This is a genomic window from Streptomyces zinciresistens K42 (assembly GCF_000225525.1).
GTDB lineage: Bacteria > Actinomycetota > Actinomycetes > Streptomycetales > Streptomycetaceae > Streptomyces > Streptomyces zinciresistens.
The window spans coordinates 1-16,165 of record NZ_AGBF01000158.1 but is presented as its reverse complement, the minus strand read 5'-3'; the positions used below and the strand labels follow the sequence as shown (position 1 = coordinate 16,165).

Below are 16,165 nucleotides of genomic sequence, written 5' to 3'. Positions count from 1 at the left end.
CCCGCCACCCCCGACCGGGCCGGGCCCCCCGCCCCGCCCGCCGACCCCCCACCAGGGGAGCCGGCCGCCCCTGCGCACTCCCCGCGCCTCATCCCCGCCTACCCCGCCGCCGAACGGGCCGTCCGGGCCCTCGCCGAAGCCGTCAAGTACTCCCAGTGGCGGCGGGAATCCGCCGAACCCGGCCGCGTGCCCGAGTACGACGACATCGACGAGCGCGCGGCCGCCCGGCTGATCGGCGGCCTGCTCGCGCGCGGGCAGGGGCTCGCCCTCGGCGCCGACGAGACCTGCGACCTCCTCGGCACGTACGGCATCGAGGTCCACCGCGCCCGGCCCGCGCCCACGGCCGACGCCGCCGCGGACGCCGCCCGCGCCCTCGGCCACCCCGTGGCCCTCAAGGCCACCGCGCCCCACCTGCGCCACCGCGCCGACCTCGGCGGCGTCCGGCTCGACCTCGCCGACGAGGAGCAACTGCGCCGGGCCTACGCCGAGTTGACCGACCTGTTCGGCAGCCCCGAGGAGCTCAGGCCGGTCGTGCAGCGCATGGCGCCCCGCGGCGTCGACGCGGTCGTACGCGCCGTGATCGACCCCGCGGCCGGGGCCGTACTGTCCTTCGGGCTCGCCGGAGCCGCCTCGCAGCTGCTCGGCGACACCGCGCACCGGCTGATCCCGGTCACCGACCGCGAGGCCACCTCGCTGGTCCGCTCGATCCGCACGGCACCGCTGCTGTTCGGCTGGCGCGGCTCCGCGCCCGTGGACACCGCCGCGCTGGAGGAACTGCTGCTGCGGGTGTCCCGTCTGGTCGACGACCACCCCGAGGTGGTGGCGGTCACCCTGGAGCCGGTCGTGGTCGCCCGCCACGGCCTGAGCGTGCTCGGCGCCTCCGTGCGGCTCGCCCCGCCGCCCGCCCGCGACGACCTCGGCCCGCGGACGCTTCCGCTGTACTGAGCCCGTCGTCGGCGGTGCCTCGCAGTCAGTGGTCCCCCGTAGGATGGGCGTCATGGCCAAGACCAGTACGACGACCCAGGGGCTGCGGGCGGCGATCGAGCGCAGCGGCTACTACCCGGCACTCGTGGCCGAGGCGGTGGAGGCCGCCGTGGGCGGCGAGCCCATGCGGTCGTACCTGGTCCACCAGGAGACGACGTTCGACCAGAACGAGGTGCGGCGGCACGTGACCGTGCTCGTCCTCACCGGCACCCGCTTCATCGTCAGCCACACCGACGAGCAGGCGGCCGACAGCACGTCCCCGACGCCGTACGCGACGACGTCCACCGAGTCCGTGAAGCTCGGCCGGATCTCCTCGGTCGTCCTCAGCCGCGTCGTCGCCAACCCCGAGAAGTACAAGCCGGGCACCACGCCCCGCGAGGTCGTCCTCACCATCGGCTGGGGCGCCGTCTCCCGTATCGACCTGGAGCCCGCGGCCTGCGGCGACCCCAACTGCGAGGCGGACCACGGCTACACGGGCAGCTCCACGGCCGACGACCTGAGCCTGCGCGTCAGCGAGGCGGGCGACGGCGCGGAGACGGTCCGCCAGGCCCTCGCCTTCGCGCAGGCCCTGTCCGAGGCGACCGCGGACTCCACCCGCTGATGATCGAGTCCACCGCCTGGGACCCCCACCCGGAACCCCTCGCCGTCGCCTCCGCGCCGTGCCCCGAGTACGGCAGCGGTTCGCTCGCCGACCTCCTGCCCACCCTGGCCGCCGGGATGGCGGTACCGGGCATGACCGCCGCCCTCGGCGAACTGACCCCCGCCGACCGCAACTGCGTGTTCCTGATCGACGGCCTCGGCTGGGAGCAGCTGCGGGCGCACCCCGAGGACGCGCCGTTCATGGCGTCGCTGCTCGCCGGCTCACGCGGCGGCACCGGCCGTCCGATCACCGCGGGCTACCCGGCGACCACTGCGACCTCCCTCGCCTCCATCGGCACCGGCCGCCCGCCCGGCGAGCACGGCCTGCCCGGCTACACCGTGCGCGACCCCGCAACCGGTGCGCTCATGAACCAGCTGCGCTGGCAGCCCTGGACGCCGCCCCAGGTCTGGCAGCCGTACCCGACCGTCTTCCAGCTCGCCCACCAGGCGGGCGTGCACGCCGCCCAGGTGTCCTCGCCCACCTTCGAGAACACCCCGCTGACCCGGGTCGCGCTCAGCGGCGGCACCTTCCTCGGCCGGCTCACCGGCGAGGACCGCATGGACCTCGCCGCCGAGCAACTGGCCGCGGGCGACCGCTCCCTGGTCTACACGTACTACGCCGAACTGGACGGCGCCGGCCACCGCTACGGCGTCGACTCCGACACCTGGCGCGGCCAGCTCATGTACGTCGACCGGCTCGTCCAGCGCCTGGCCGAGCAGCTGCCGCCGCGCAGCGCGCTCTACGTCACCGCCGACCACGGCATGATCGACGTGCCCTTCGACGAGCGGCACCGCATCGACTTCGACGAGGACTGGGAGCTGCGCGCGGGCGTCGCCCTGCTCGGCGGCGAGGGCCGCGCGCGGCACGTCTACGCCGTGCCCGGCGCCGCCGCTGACGTCCTGGCCTGCTGGCGCGAGGTGCTCGGCGAGCAGTTCTGGGTGGCCTCGCGCGAGGAGGCGATCGCGGCGGGCTGGTTCGGGCCGCGGGTCGACGAGCGGGTCCACGACCGGATCGGCGACGTGCTCGCCGCCGCCCGCGACGACGTCCTGATCATCGCCTCCGAGCGGGAGCCCAAGGAGTCCGCGATGGTCGGCAACCACGGCTCGATGACCCCCGCCGAGCAATTGGTGCCGCTGCTGGAAGTACGCTCCTGAGGCCCTTCCCGCCGCCGCCCCGCCCGTCTCCCGGCCGCGCCTTCCCGCCGAACCGTCCGCCCCACCGAAAGGTGCTCGACTCCACATGCCCGAGCTGGTGTTCTTCTCCGGAACCATGGACTGCGGGAAGTCGACGCTGGCTCTCCAGATCGAGCACAACCGTTCGGCGCGCGGTCTCGCGGGCATGATCTTCACCCGCGACGACCGGGCGGGCGAGGGCAAGCTGTCCTCCCGGCTCGGCCTGGTCACGGACGCGGTCGAGGTCGAGGACGGCCGGGACCTGTACGGCTATCTCGTGGACCATCTCTCGCAGGGCGGCCGCGCCGACTACGTCATCGCCGACGAGGCGCAGTTCCTCGCCCCGGACCAGATCGACCAACTCGCCCGCGTGGTCGACGACCTGGGGCTCGACGTCTACGCCTTCGGCATCACGACCGACTTCCGCAGCAAGCTCTTCCCCGGCTCCCAGCGGCTGGTGGAGCTCGCCGACCGGGTCGAGGTCCTCCAGGTCGAGGCCCTGTGCTGGTGCGGAGCCCGCGCCACCCACAACGCCCGCACGATACGCGGCGAGATGGTCGTCGAAGGCGCCCAGGTGGTCGTCGGCGACGTCAACCAGGCGGACGCCCTCGGCTACGAGGTCCTGTGCCGGCGTCACCACCGCCGCCGGATGACGGCGGCCAGCGCCCGTGCCGCCGCGCTCTCCCCGGACGTCCTGCCGGTGCAGCAGGGCTGACAGCGGCGCGCGCGAGCCTTCAGCGCGGCGGACGGATCAGGGCGAACCGGGCGCCTTCGGGGTCGGCCACCGTCGCGACCCGCCCGTGCGGGGTGTCGTGGGCGGCTTCGAGCACCTGCCCGCCGAGCCCGGCCACCCGCTCCAGCGCCTCGTCGGTGTCGGCGACCTCGAAGTACGTCATCCAGTGCGGGCCCCGGTCGCGGGGCAGCGCGGTGCCCAGGCCCCGGATGCCGGCCACCGGGCGCCCGTCGACGCGCAGGACGACGCGGTCGGGTCCGGCCGGGTCGCTCGGCTGCTCGTCGTAGCCGAACACCGTCTCGTAGAACTTGGCGACGTTCGCGGACTCGAAGGTCAGCAGCTCGTTCCAGGCGGGGGTGCCGGGGACGCCCGTGACGGCCGTGCCGGAACGGGCCGAGGACTGCCAGATGCCGAACACGGCTCCGGCGGGGTCCGAGCAGATCGCCATCCGGCCGGCCTCGGCGGCGTCCAGGGGACCCACCCCGACCGTGCCGCCGCACAGCCGCACCGACTCGGCGGTCAGATCGACGTCGTTCGAGGCGAGATACGGCGTCCAGGCGACGGGGAGATGGCGGTCGGGCGGCAGCCGGCCGATGCCCGCCACCGCGCGGCCGTCGAGCGCCGCCCGCACCGAGGGGCCGAGCTGCTGGGGACCGGGACCGAACTCCCAGCCGAACAGGGCTCCGTAGAACTCCTGCGTGGCGGCCGGTCCGTGCACCATCAGGCTCACCCAGCTGGGCGCGCCGGGCGTGTGGCGCGCGTGTGTCGCGCCGTTCGGGCCGGCCGACCCCCGTGCCTCGGTCATCGTCACTCTCTCCTCGGCCCCTCGCGGTGGCCGTGTCGCCTGTGCTGTCCGGACCCCTTGCCGATGCTCGCACCACCCGCGACCGCGCGCGCTGCGGGCACGCCGCCGCCCGGCGGGGTGCCCGCAGGATGCCTGGTGTGCGGGGAACCGCCTGTTTCCGTGCGATTGCCGACGGATGTCGCTCGGCTGTACGGCACGTGCTCGATCCCGTACGCCTCGTGATCGGGTCGGTCCGGCGGGCAGATTAGCCGGAGCCGGCCGTCGCGGCCACCCCGTGCGCGAGGATGGTGGCCATGAACGTCATCATCTCCGCATCCGACCTGGCCGTTGAGCTGGCGGGGGCCGAACCGCCCGTGCTCCTCGACGTCCGCTGGCAGTTGACGCTGGCCACGGCGTCCGGTGAGCCTCCGTTCGACGGCCGCAGGGCCTACGAGGAGGGCCACATCCCGGGCGCGCGCTACGTCGATCTGGACCGGGAACTGGCCTCCGAGCCCGGTCCGCGGGGCCGCCATCCGCTCCCCGACTTGGCCGGATTCGGTGCCGCGATGCGCCGGGCGGGTGTGTCCGCCGGGCGGCCGGTGGTCGTGTACGACGGCGGGCAGGGCTGGGCGGCGGCCCGCGCCTGGTGGCTGCTGCGCTGGACGGGTCACCCGGACGTGCGCGTGCTCGACGGGGGGCTGCCCGTCTGGGAGGGGGCGCGCGAGACGGCGGTGCCGGCCCCGGGAGAGGGCGACTTCGTGCCGGCGCCCGGACCGGCCGGTCTGCTGCACGCCGACGGTGCGGCGGCCCTCGCCCGGTCCGGCGTCCTGCTGGACGCGCGCGCGGGGGAGCGCTACCGCGGTGAGGTGGAGCCGATCGATCCGGTCGGCGGCCACATCCCGGGTGCCGTGTCCGCGCCGACCCAGGAGAACGCCGGCCCGGACGGCCGCTTCCTGCCCGCCGCCGAACTCGCTGCGCGGTTCAAGGCGCTGGGCGCGTCCGAGGACACCGAGGTCGGGGTGTACTGCGGCTCGGGTGTCTCCGCCGCCCATGAGGTGCTGGCCCTGGCGGTCGCGGGCATTCCGGCGGCGCTGTACGCCGGTTCGTGGTCGGAGTGGTCGTCGGACCCGCGGCGGCCGGTGGCCGTGGGCCCGGACCCGCGGTAGGACCGGACCCGGGGCGCCGCAGGGCCCGGACGGCGCAAGGGCCGCGCCGAGAACCGGCGCGGCCCCGCACGGCACACGGGTCCGCCCGCGCTACTCCTGCTTCTTGCGGCGGGTGCCGAACACGATCTCGTCCCAGCTCGGGACGGCGGCCCGGCGGCCCGGACGCACGCCGTCCGCCTCGGCCTGGCGGTCGGTGGCGCCGATCAGCCGGTCGCGGTGGCTGCCGACGGAGCGCGGCATCAGGACGTCCGCGTAGGCGGACCCGGCCGACGCGGCGGGCGCGGGCGGCTCCTCCGCGGCCGGTTCGGCCGGCGGCTCCTCGGTGTCCGGCTCGGACGGGCGCTCCGGCACGACCAGGTCGCCGCGGAAGCTCGGCACCGCCTCCAGCAGGCTGGTCAGGGAGTCCCGCTCCTCCGTGATCTCCTCGGAGGGCTCGCTCGGCAGGGCGGGCAGGCTCGGCCGGGCGGTCTCCAGGGCGCGGTCCATCGAGCGCTCGCGCGGCAGCCGGGCGATCCGCGGCACGAACGGGAAGCTGGGCTCCGGCGCGGCGAGGTCGTCGGACTCGCCGATCAGCGAGCGCGCCTCGTCGTCGACGGCCTGGACGAGCCGCCGGGGCGGGTCGTACGTCCAGCTCGCCGAGTGGGGTTCGCCCGCCACCAGGTAGACCAGCAGCACCTCCCAGGTGCCGTCGTCGCGGCGCCAGGAGTCCCACTGGGCGGTGTCCTTGTCGGCGCCGCGCAGCAGCAGTCGCTCCTGGACGGCCTCGCCCAGCTGCGGACCCGCCGCGTTCTCGCCGGGGCGGCGGACGGGGGTCTTGCGGGCGCGCTCGGCCATGAAGGCGCGCTCGGCGAGGACGGGGCCCTCGAAACGGCGCACCCGGTCCACGGGGATTCCGGCGAGCTGGGCGACCTCTTCGGCCGACGCCCCCGCTCTTATACGCGCCTGGATGTCGCGGGGGCGGAGGTGGCTCTCCACCTCGATCTCGATCTGGCCGAGGCGCGGGCGGTCGCCGCGCACGGCCGCGCGCAGGCGTTCGTCGATCGGAAGGGTGTACTCCGTAGAGTCGGCAGCCTTCAGCACCAGCCGTGTGCCGTCATTGGAGACGGCCACGACACGCAGTTCGGGCATGGGGACCTCCCGGGTGGTGCCTGCCGACGTCACGTGCGTCGCTGCTTCCGCTAGTCGAGTGTGGCCTGCCCGGGTGCAGCCTGCCACAACCTTGCCGAGTTGCCCGGCGTGTCGGGCACGGGCCCTGGATCGCCGTTATGGCACGGTTACCTGTTCGCAACGCTAAGTGACCAACTCCGTCACCCTGTGCAACTAGCCCCCTCCCGGCGGTCCTTGAAGGCCACGGACACCCAGGCGGGAGACCGGACCCAGGGCTCGCCACAGTACTCCATTCGGGCCACCTGCGTGGATTGGCACGCCGCCCAAATTCCGGCAAGGAACGCGACTCGGCCGTCCGCCGCGCCGTTCCCGGATCTCGAACGTGGCGCACTTCACGCGATGCGCAGAAACGGAGCGAAACGTTTCGCGCGTACGTCCCTCCCCGCGCGGCGGGCCCTCCCCGGCCCCGCGACCGGTGCGGCCCTAGGAGCCCAACACCCTGCGCAGATAGTCGTTCTGGAAGAGGCGGCCGGGGTCGAGCCGGTCCCGCAGCGCCGTGAACTCGGCGAAGCGCGGATACACCCCGGAGAAGTACTCCGCGTCGCGCGTGTGGACCTTGCCCCAGTGCGGCCTGCCCTCGTGGGCGGTGAAGATCCGCTCCGCGGTGGTGAAGTACCGCTGGTACGGCGTGCCCTTGACCATGTGGACGGCGACGTAGGCGCTGTCGCGGCCGGACGCGGTGGACAGGGCGATGTCGTCGGCGGGCGCGGTGCGCACCTCCACGGGGAAGCTGACGCGAAGTCCCGAGCGCTCCACCGCCGTCCGCAGCTCGCGCAGCACCCCGGCGACCGCCTCGCGCGGGACGGCGTACTCCATCTCCACGAACCGCACCCGGCGCGGCGAGGTGAAGACCTTGTGCGGAATGTCGGTGTAGGTCCGCGCGGACAGGGCCCGGCTGGAGACACGGGCGATCGCGGGGACGGTCGCGGGCACCGCGCGCCCGACCCACTGCGCCACCTGGAAGACGCCGTTGGAGAGGAGTTCGTCCTCGACCCAGCCCGCGACCCGGCCCACCGGCCGCTCCGGACCCGCGCTGCGGTTGTTGCGCTTGGTGTTGGTGCTGCCCGTGTGCGGGAACCAGTAGAACTCGAAGTGCTCGTTCTCGGCCCACAGTTCGTCGAAGTCCGCCAGGACCCGGTCGAACGGCATCGGCTCCTCGCGCGCGCGGAGCAGGAAGAGCGGCTCCACCGCGAAGGTGATCGCGGTGACGACGCCGAGCCCGCCGAGGCCGATCCGGGCCGCCGCGAAGACCTCGGGGTTCTCCTCGCCGGAACAGGTGAGCACCGAGCCGTCCGCGGTGACCAGTTCCAGCGCCGTGATCTGGGCCGCGATCGAGGCCGACTCCCGGCCCGTGCCGTGGGTTCCGGTGCTCGTGGCGCCCGCGACCGTCTGCTCCATGATGTCGCCCATGTTCGTGAGCGACAGGCCCTCGCGCGCCAGGGCCAGGTTCAGCCGCTTGAGCGGGGTGCCGGCCTCGACCGTGACCGTCATGGCCGCGCGGTCGATGCGGCGGATGCCGGTCAGCAGATGCGGGCGGATCAGCACCCCGTCGGTCGCGGCGACCGACGTGAACGAGTGCCCGCTGCCCGCCGCCTTCACCTTCAGGCCGTCCTCGGCGGCCCGGCGTATCGCCTCGGCCAGCTCCTCGACGGACGCCGGAGCGACCTCGCGGGCGGGCCGGACCACGACATTGCCGCCCCAGTTACGCCATGTGCCGTTCTTCCCGCTCGCTGTGCTGCTCAACGGTGCCTCCCCGGCGCTGAGCCGGCCTGCTGAGCCGGCGGTACCCCAGGAAACCGACCACGACCGCGACGGCCCCGGCCACCGCCGGAACCCCGTACCCGGCACGCGCGCCGGCCGAGTCGATCACCCAGCCGGCCGCGGCGGAGCCGAGCGCGACCCCGACCGCGAGCCCGGTGCTCACCCAGGTCATGCCCTCGGTCAGCTGCGCGCGTGGTACGTGCTCCTCGATCAGGGACATGGTGGTGATCATCGTGGGAGCGACCGCCATGCCCGCTACGAACAGCGCCACGGCCAGAAACGGCAGGTTCCCGACCAGTAGGAGGGGGATCATACTCACGGCCATCGCGCATATGCCCAGCAGCCAGCGGGGTTCGGGCGCCCCCTTGAAGCGCAGCAGCCCGAAGACGAGCCCCGCGGCGCAGGACCCGGCCGCGTACAGGGCCAGCACCAGGCTGGCGGCGCCCTGCCGGCCGCGCTCGTCCGCGAAGGCCACGGTGACCACGTCGACGGCACCGAAGATCGCGCCGGTCGCCACGAACGTCGCCACCAGCACCTGGAGCCCGGGGGCGCGCAGGGCCGAGGGGGCGCGCCGGGCCGTGCGCGGGTGCGGCTCGGGCTCGGTGGCGCGCTGCGCGGTCAGCCAGAAGACGCCGACCGCGAGGAAGCAGCCCGCCAGCAGCGGACCCGCCTCCGGGAACCACGCCGTGGACAGGCCGATGGAGAGGATCGGCCCGAAGATGAAGCACACCTCGTCGATCACGGACTCGAAGGAGTACGCCGTGTGCAACTGCGGTGTGCCCCGGTACAGCGCCGCCCAGCGGGCCCGGATCATCGCCCCGACGCTGGGCACGCAGCCGATGCCCGCGCACGCCACGAACAGCACCCAGTCCGGCCAGCCGTAGTGCGCGGCGAGCAGCAGCAGGACCCCCGCCGCGAGCGAGATCGCGGTCGCCGGGCGCAGCACCCGGCGCTGCCCGTACTGGTCGACGAGGCGCGAGACCTGGGGGCCCGCCACCGCCGCCGCGAGCGCGATGGTGGCCGACAGCGCGCCCGCCAGGCCGTAGCGGCCGGTCAGCTGCGACACCATCGTGACCACGCCGATGCCCATCATCGACAGCGGCATCCGGCCGAGGAGACCCGCGGCGGAGAAGCCCTTGGTGCCGGGCAGGGCGAACAGGGCGCGGTAGGGGCTGGGCACGGCGGACTCCGGTCGGGCGGGAGCTGCGGGGGAGCGGCGGCTCTGGGCAGGCGAAGGACTCAGTAAGGCGCGCGCGGGGCCGGTACAACTTACGAGTTAGGTGACCCTAACGCACTCGTACGGGTGAAGGGGGAACCAGGGTGGTCACCCAGCCGTTTTCCGGCTGCCGACACCGGATGACAGGATCGACCCATGCCAGACGTGCGTGACGCGAGTCCCTACGACGCCCTGCTCCTGCTCTCGTTCGGCGGCCCCGAGGGCCCGGACGACGTGATCCCCTTCCTGGAGAACGTCACACGCGGGCGGGGCATCCCCAAGGAACGTCTGAAGGAAGTCGGCGAACACTACTTCCTGTTCGGCGGCGTCAGCCCCATCAACGACCAGAACCGCGCCCTGCTGGACGCCCTGCGCAAGGACTTCGCCGAGCACGGCCTGGACCTGCCGGTCTACTGGGGCAACCGCAACTGGGCGCCGTACCTGACGGACACCCTGCGCGAGATGGCCGCCGACGGCCGCCGCCGCGTCCTCGTCCTCGCCACCAGCGCCTACGCCTCCTACTCGGGCTGCCGCCAGTACCGCGAGAACCTCGCGGACTCCCTGGCCGCCCTGCGGGCCGAGGGCCTGGAGGCGCCGCGCGTCGACAAGCTCCGGCACTACTTCAACCACCCCGGGTTCCTGGAGCCGATGACCGACGGCGTCGTCGCCTCCCTCGCCGACCTGCCCGAGGAGGTCCGCGCCGGCGCGCACCTGGCCTTCTCCACCCACTCCATCCCCACGGCGGCGGCCGACACCTCCGGCCCGGCCGAGGGCCACGGCGACGGCGGCGCCTATGTCGCCGAGCACCTGGACGTCGCCCGTACCGTCGCCGACGCGGTCCGCGAGCGCACCGGCGTCGACCACCCCTGGCAGCTCGTCTACCAGTCCCGCTCCGGGGCCCCGCACATCCCGTGGCTGGAGCCCGACATCTGCGACCACCTGGAGGAGCGCCACGCGGCCGGCGTCCCCGCCGTCGTGATCGCCCCGATCGGCTTCGTCTCCGACCACATGGAGGTCCTCTACGACCTCGACACGGAGGCTCGGGCGAGGGCCGCCGAGCTGGGCCTGCCGGTGCGGCGCTCCGCCACCGTGGGCGACGATCCCCGCTTCGCCGCCGCCGTGCGCGACCTCGTCCTGGAGCGCGCCGCCGCCGAACGGGGCCAGGAGGTCACCCCCTGCGCCCTCGGCGCGCTCGGCGCCGGCCACGACGTCTGCCCGGTCGGCTGCTGCCCCGCCCGTGCCCCCCGGCCCGCCGCGGCCGGTGCCGACAGCCCCTACGCCTGAGGAGCCCCGTGCCCGACGCCCTGCCTGCGGAACTGCTCGCCCTGGCCCGGGAGGCCGCCCACCGCGCGGGCGAGCTGCTGCGCGACGGCCGGCCGGCCGACCTCGCGGTGGCCGCCACCAAGTCCAGCCCGATCGACGTCGTCACCGAGATGGACATCGCGGCCGAGAAGCTGATCACGGACCTGATCTCCGCACACCGCCCCGACGACGGGTTCCTCGGTGAGGAGGGCGCCGCCACCGAGGGCACCAGCGGCGTCCGCTGGGTGATCGACCCGCTCGACGGCACGGTCAACTACCTCTACGGACTGCCCACCTGGTCCGTCTCCATCGCCGCCGAGGTGGCCGGCGAGGCGGTGGCCGGGGTGGTCGCGGCCCCGATGCGCGGCGAGACCTTCCACGCCGTGCGCGGCGGCGGCGCCTGGGCCACCGGCTCCCGGACGGGCGAGCGCAGACTGGCCTGCCGTCCCACCGCCCCGCTCGACCAGGCCCTGGTCTCGACCGGCTTCAACTACGTCACCGAGGTCCGCACCCACCAGGCCGAGGTGGCCCGGCGGCTGATCCCGCTCCTGCGCGACATCCGCCGCGGCGGCTCGGCCGCGATCGACCTGTGCGACCTGGCGGCGGGCCGCCTCGACGGCTACTACGAGCGCGGCCTGAACGCCTGGGACGTGGCCGCGGGCGACCTCATCGCCCGTGAGGCGGGCGCCCTGACCGGCGGCCGCCCCGGTGAGCGCCCCTCACGCGACCTCGCGGTGGCGGCCACCCCGGGTGTCTTCGCGCCCCTCCAGCGGCTCCTGGAGGACTTCGGCGCCTGGCACGACTGACCCCGCGACCGCCCCCTGGCCGCGACAGCGCGAGGCGGGGCCCGGTGCTGGATTCACCGGACCCCGCCTCCCTGCACGTACTGCCGGGTCAGACGCTGGTCGCACCGACTTCCACACCGTGCTCGGCGGCGAGGCGGCGCAGGTCGTCGAGCTCGCCCTGCTCCACCTCGACGAGGAAGTCGTCGCCTTCGTCACGAGCCCGCGTCAGGTCGGACTCGGTCGTCCTTATGCGCTGCAGAAGTCCTGCGGTGAAAGCGTCCATGCTGCGCCCCCTCGTCCTGGGTCGTGGGTCGGTGGCACGGGGTGTGCCGTCGGAAGGGGCGATCACGTCTCCGAGTGGATGCCCAGCGCTGCCCAGGCCGGGCGGCGACGGTGCCGGACACCCACAACCGCTCTGCGCAACAGCGGATCCCCTGGTGCCGCATGGTGGTACGGCACAAGCAGAGCGTGATCGCGGGGTGTACCTGCGGTCCTCCCCCCGCTCCCTTCCGTGGAAACCTCAACCCGCGGAGAAAATCCCGCATTCCCGCGCCCGCGCACGACCTGCGCAGACCGCTCACCCGTCTTACCGCCGACTTATGGCCGAAAAGGGCAGGATGGAGCCCTACACACCCCAGCCGAACCCCTGCCCGCGCGCGCACCCAGCGCTACGCGGGTGGACACAGGAAGGACCAGCGACGTGCGCGTACTCGTCGTCGAGGACGAGCAGCTGCTCGCCGATGCGGTGGCCACCGGACTGCGCCGGGAGGCCATGGCCGTCGACGTCGTGTACGACGGCGCGGCCGCCCTGGAGCGCATCGGGGTCAACGACTACGACGTGGTCGTCCTCGACCGCGACCTCCCCCTGGTGCACGGGGACGACGTCTGCCGCAAGGTCGTCGAACTGGGCATGCCCACGCGCGTGCTGATGCTCACGGCCTCCGGCGACGTCAGCGACCGGGTGGAGGGCCTGGAGATCGGCGCCGACGACTATCTCCCCAAGCCCTTCGCCTTCAGCGAGCTCACCGCGCGCGTGCGGGCCCTCGGCCGCCGTACGAGCGTGCCGCTGCCCCCCGTCCTGGAGCGCGCCGGCATCAAGCTGGACCCCAACCGCCGCGAGGTCTTCCGCGACGGCAGGGAGGTGCAGCTCGCCCCGAAGGAGTTCGCCGTCCTGGAGGTGCTGATGCGCAGCGAGGGCGCGGTCGTCTCGGCCGAGCAACTGCTGGAGAAGGCATGGGACGAGAACACCGACCCGTTCACGAACGTGGTCCGCGTGACCGTCATGACCCTGCGCCGCAAGCTCGGTGAGCCGCCGGTCATCGTCACCGTGCCCGGCTCCGGCTACCGGATCTGACCCGTGGCCGCCACGCCCGCGCCCCCCCAGGCGCCGCCCAAGCCCACATGGGACCCCCGCCGGCACCAGCCGTCCTTCCCCTGGCTGCGCCCCACCATCCGCATACGGCTCACCCTGCTGTACGGCGGCATGTTCCTGATCGCCGGCATCCTGCTGCTGTCGATCATCTACCTGCTGGCCGCGCAGGCGATCAACACGGGCAACGAACCCCTGTTCAAGATCGTGGGAGCCAGGGAACTCCAGGTCACCAGCGACAACTGCCCGGCGATCAAGGCCGAGAACCTCACGTTCTCCCAGTTCAACGACTCGATCAGCGCCTGTATCGACCATCAGCGCCAGATCGCCCTGGACAACCTCCTCAGCCGCTCCCTGCTGGCCCTGCTGGGGCTGGCGGTCATCGCCTTCGCCTTCGGCTACGCCATGGCGGGCCGGGTGCTGTCGCCGCTCGGCCGGATCACCCGCACCGCCCGCGCGGTGGCGGGCTCGGACCTGTCCCGGCGCATCGAGCTGGACGGACCCGACGACGAGCTGAAGGAGCTGGCCGACACCTTCGACGAGATGCTGGAACGGCTGCAACGCGCGTTCACCGCCCAGCAGCGCTTCGTGGGCAACGCCTCGCACGAGCTGCGCACCCCGCTCGCGATCAACCGCACCCTGCTGGAGGTGCATCTGTCGGACCCGACCGCGCCGGTCGAACTCCAGCAGCTCGGCAAGACCCTGCTGGCCACCAACGAGCGCAGTGAGCAGCTCGTCGAAGGGCTGCTGCTGCTCGCCCGCAGCGACAACCAGGTCGTCGACCGCAAGCCCGTGGACCTCGCGGAGGTGGCCGGGCAGGCCGTCGACCAGGTGCACGCGGAGGCGGAGGCCAAGGGCGTCGTCATCCGCGGCCTGCAGAAACCCGCGGTCGTCCAGGGCAACGGCGTCCTGCTGGAGCGGATCGCCCTGAACCTGGTGCAGAACGCCGTCCGGTACAACGTCCCGGAGGGCGGCTGGGTCGAGGTCACCACCGATGTCGAGCACGGCCAGGCGGTCCTGGTGGTGTCGAACACCGGGCCGGTGGTCCCGGCGTACGAGATCGACAACCTCTTCGAGCCGTTCACCCGCCTGCGTACGGAGCGCACGGGCAGTGACAGGGGTGTGGGCCTCGGGCTGTCCATCGTGCGGTCCGTGGCGCGCGCCCACGGCGGGCACATCGCGGCACGGCCGCGCGAGGGAGGAGGTCTCGTGATGCGGGTCACCCTGCCCGTCTGAGATCATGTGCGCCGCCACATGACGGTCACACGGTCATGTTCGCTTTACGCGGAATTTTCAAGCCGCGTACGGAGTGAACTCATGTGTGATCGATCACAAAGGCGATTTCCTTACCCTCTACGCTCCGTGATCATTCGGGCTGCCGGAAAGCCGGGAAAATCCGGGTTTTCGGGGGTCCTGATCACGGGAAGTACACGGTGAGACGCCTTTGAACTGCGGCATTAGGACCGTGTACGGTCCCGTTCGCCATCCAAGCCGATCACTCTTGAGGAGTCCGGTTGGGTGTCGATTGAGTAACAGACCTTGATGTGAGGCAAAATCTCCGCCTCAGGTCGGGCACAAGTCCGGCCTCTCACGCGTTACGTGCGCTGGAGACACCGCAGACACCCAGGAGGGGGAGAGCGACATGGCCACGGATTACGACACCCCACGCAAGACCGACGACGACGTCGACTCGGACAGCCTTGAAGAGCTGAAGGCCCGGCGCAACGACAAGTCGACCTCGGCCGTCGACGTCGACGAGTTCGAGGCGGCGGAAGGACTCGAACTGCCCGGGGCGGACCTCTCCAACGAGGAGCTGGCCGTCCGGGTACTGCCCAAGCAGCAGGACGAGTTCACGTGCATGAGCTGCTTCCTGGTGCACCACCGCAGCCAGCTGGCCCGCGAGAAGAACGGCCAGCCGATCTGCCGCGACTGCGACTGAGGCCGGGTCGGGCATGACTGGCTCGACCCCACCTCGGAAGCGCCGCTTTCCCCTGCGGAAGGCGGACTCCGGGCCGTCCGACGGTCCGAACGGCGCGCGCGACGACGAGCGGGGCTCACTCGACGAGGGAGCCTCGCTCGAACCGGCCCCGGGACCGGCCGGCCTCCCGGCCCCGGCCGCGGTTCCCGAGCCCGTGAGCCGGCGGCGGGTCGCGGCCCTGCGGGAGAAGGCCCGGGAAGGCGTCCGCAAGGGCGGCAGCCGCGCCAGAGCCGGCCTCGGGTACCTGGCGGACCGGATCATCGAGATCGCCCCGCGTGTCCCCGTACGCGACCTCGCGACCCTGCGCCGGCAGTTCCCCGGTCTCGGCCCCGAGCAGCTCGCGGACAGACTCGTGGCGGGCGCGGCCAACGCGAGCTCCACGGTCGGTGCCGGCGTCGGCGCCGCCGCCATGCTTCCGGTGCCGCCCGCGATGCCCACCGAGCTGGCCGCGGAGATCACCGGCGTGGCCGCGATCGAGCTGAAGCTGATCGCCGAGCTCTACGAGGTCTACGGCGTACGCCCGCAGGGCGGGCTCAGGGAGCGCAGCACCGCGTATCTGTCCTCGTGGACCGAGGAGCGCGGGATCGACGCCGCCAAGCCCGCGACGATCAACGCCGCCCTCGGCGGGCAGATGAAACGCGAACTGCGCCAGCAGATCATGAAGCGCATGGTGCGCAACCTGCCGAACCTGATGCCGTTCATGGTCGGCGCGGCCGTGGGCGCGGTCATGAACCGCCGGGACACCAAGAAGCTGGCCGCCCGCATCCGCACCGACCTGCGCAGGATGCAGGTGCCCTGGGACGAGCTGGAGCGACTGCCGCCGCTGGAGCGCCCGGAGCGCCCGCTGGACCTGGGAGAGATCCTTCCCGGGCGCGACCGCGGGGAACTCGGGGGCGGCTGAGCCCCGGCGGCGCACCCCGGAAGGCCGGTCAAAAGGCGAACGGGCCCGTCCGGGTTCGTTCAGGTGTGCTGGTCCGCGCCCTGCACCGCCCCGACCTCCCCTCCTCGCCCCGGCGGTTCCCGGGCCGGCCGCAGGCGGGCGCCCCGGCTGCCCGGCCGGTGCCGCACGGCTGCCGGGCGAGCCGCGTGCACCCGCCGCCGCGGTGCC

The 16,165-nt window shown here is 73.3% G+C and carries 16 protein-coding genes; 11 read left to right on the top strand and 5 right to left on the bottom strand.

Annotation, left to right across the window (positions count from 1 at the left end; all coding sequences use genetic code 11):
• From SZN_RS28505 to SZN_RS28490, 4 genes are all read left to right on the top strand, one after another.
• Positions 1-945 (top strand): acetate--CoA ligase family protein (locus SZN_RS28505; protein ID WP_007501810.1); only part of this gene is annotated, 945 nt, incomplete at its 5' end.
• Positions 946-997: 52 nt separating this feature from the next.
• A complete protein-coding gene (locus tag SZN_RS28500) occupies positions 998-1,585 on the top strand; it encodes a DUF5998 family protein (RefSeq protein WP_007501808.1) in 588 nt (195 codons plus the stop codon).
• Positions 1,585-2,778, top strand: coding sequence for an alkaline phosphatase family protein (locus tag SZN_RS28495; RefSeq protein ID WP_007501806.1), 1,194 nt, complete (start codon positions 1,585-1,587; stop codon positions 2,776-2,778). Before SZN_RS28500 ends, SZN_RS28495 begins: the two co-directional genes overlap by 1 nt.
• A gap of 85 nt (positions 2,779-2,863) precedes the next feature.
• Positions 2,864-3,511: a thymidine kinase gene (locus SZN_RS28490; protein WP_007501804.1), complete on the top strand. Its 648-nt coding sequence runs from the start codon at positions 2,864-2,866 to the stop codon at positions 3,509-3,511.
• A 19-nt stretch (positions 3,512-3,530) separates the two neighbouring features.
• On the opposite strand, the gene SZN_RS28485 is transcribed toward SZN_RS28490, so the two are convergent.
• Positions 3,531-4,334, bottom strand: a complete 804-nt coding sequence (locus SZN_RS28485) for a VOC family protein (RefSeq protein WP_007501802.1) — start codon at positions 4,332-4,334, stop codon at positions 3,531-3,533.
• Between the two features lie 293 nt (positions 4,335-4,627).
• Here SZN_RS28485 and SZN_RS28480 point away from each other — a divergent pair, with 293 nt between their 5' ends.
• Positions 4,628-5,479 carry a sulfurtransferase gene (locus SZN_RS28480; protein ID WP_007501800.1) on the top strand — a complete coding sequence of 284 codons (852 nt, stop codon included), beginning with the start codon at positions 4,628-4,630 and terminating at the stop codon, positions 5,477-5,479.
• A 90-nt stretch (positions 5,480-5,569) separates the two neighbouring features.
• Here the strand turns inward: SZN_RS28480 and sepH are convergent, their stop codons facing one another.
• From sepH to SZN_RS28465, 3 genes are all read right to left on the bottom strand, one after another.
• Positions 5,570-6,607, bottom strand: coding sequence for a septation protein SepH (gene sepH, locus SZN_RS28475; protein ID WP_007501798.1), 1,038 nt, complete (start codon positions 6,605-6,607; stop codon positions 5,570-5,572).
• Between the two features lie 462 nt (positions 6,608-7,069).
• On the bottom strand, positions 7,070-8,389 hold the full coding sequence (locus tag SZN_RS28470) for a D-arabinono-1,4-lactone oxidase (protein WP_043733651.1): 1,320 nt from the start codon (positions 8,387-8,389) through the stop codon (positions 7,070-7,072).
• A complete protein-coding gene (locus SZN_RS28465; RefSeq protein ID WP_007501793.1) occupies positions 8,349-9,587 on the bottom strand; it encodes an MFS transporter in 1,239 nt (412 codons plus the stop codon). The genes SZN_RS28470 and SZN_RS28465 overlap by 41 nt, the downstream gene beginning before the upstream one ends.
• 192 nt (positions 9,588-9,779) lie before the next feature.
• Between SZN_RS28465 and SZN_RS28460 the strand changes: the two genes are divergently transcribed.
• Complete coding sequence (locus tag SZN_RS28460; protein WP_007501791.1) at positions 9,780-10,907, top strand: ferrochelatase; 1,128 nt, start codon at positions 9,780-9,782, stop codon at positions 10,905-10,907.
• An 8-nt stretch (positions 10,908-10,915) separates the two neighbouring features.
• Positions 10,916-11,731, top strand: coding sequence for an inositol monophosphatase family protein (locus SZN_RS28455; protein ID WP_007501789.1), 816 nt, complete (start codon positions 10,916-10,918; stop codon positions 11,729-11,731).
• Positions 11,732-11,819: 88 nt separating this feature from the next.
• Here SZN_RS28455 and SZN_RS41605 read toward each other — a convergent pair whose 3' ends face one another.
• Positions 11,820-11,993, bottom strand: a complete 174-nt coding sequence (locus tag SZN_RS41605; RefSeq protein ID WP_007501787.1) for a hypothetical protein — start codon at positions 11,991-11,993, stop codon at positions 11,820-11,822.
• 417 nt (positions 11,994-12,410) lie between these two features.
• Between SZN_RS41605 and SZN_RS28450 the strand changes: the two genes are divergently transcribed.
• From SZN_RS28450 to SZN_RS28435, 4 genes are all read left to right on the top strand, one after another.
• The gene (locus SZN_RS28450) at positions 12,411-13,064 is read left to right on the top strand and encodes a response regulator transcription factor (protein ID WP_007501784.1); all 654 of its coding nucleotides are present in this window, start codon (positions 12,411-12,413) and stop codon (positions 13,062-13,064) included.
• 3 nt (positions 13,065-13,067) lie between these two features.
• Positions 13,068-14,315 carry a sensor histidine kinase gene (locus tag SZN_RS28445; protein ID WP_007501782.1) on the top strand — a complete coding sequence of 416 codons (1,248 nt, stop codon included), beginning with the start codon at positions 13,068-13,070 and terminating at the stop codon, positions 14,313-14,315.
• A gap of 406 nt (positions 14,316-14,721) precedes the next feature.
• Positions 14,722-15,018, top strand: a complete 297-nt coding sequence (locus SZN_RS28440; RefSeq protein WP_005481602.1) for a DUF4193 domain-containing protein — start codon at positions 14,722-14,724, stop codon at positions 15,016-15,018.
• A 13-nt stretch (positions 15,019-15,031) separates the two neighbouring features.
• Positions 15,032-15,958 (top strand): hypothetical protein, encoded by a 927-nt coding sequence (locus SZN_RS28435; protein ID WP_007501779.1) that lies wholly within the window; start codon positions 15,032-15,034, stop codon positions 15,956-15,958.
• The last annotated feature ends 207 nt before the right edge of the window (positions 15,959-16,165 follow it).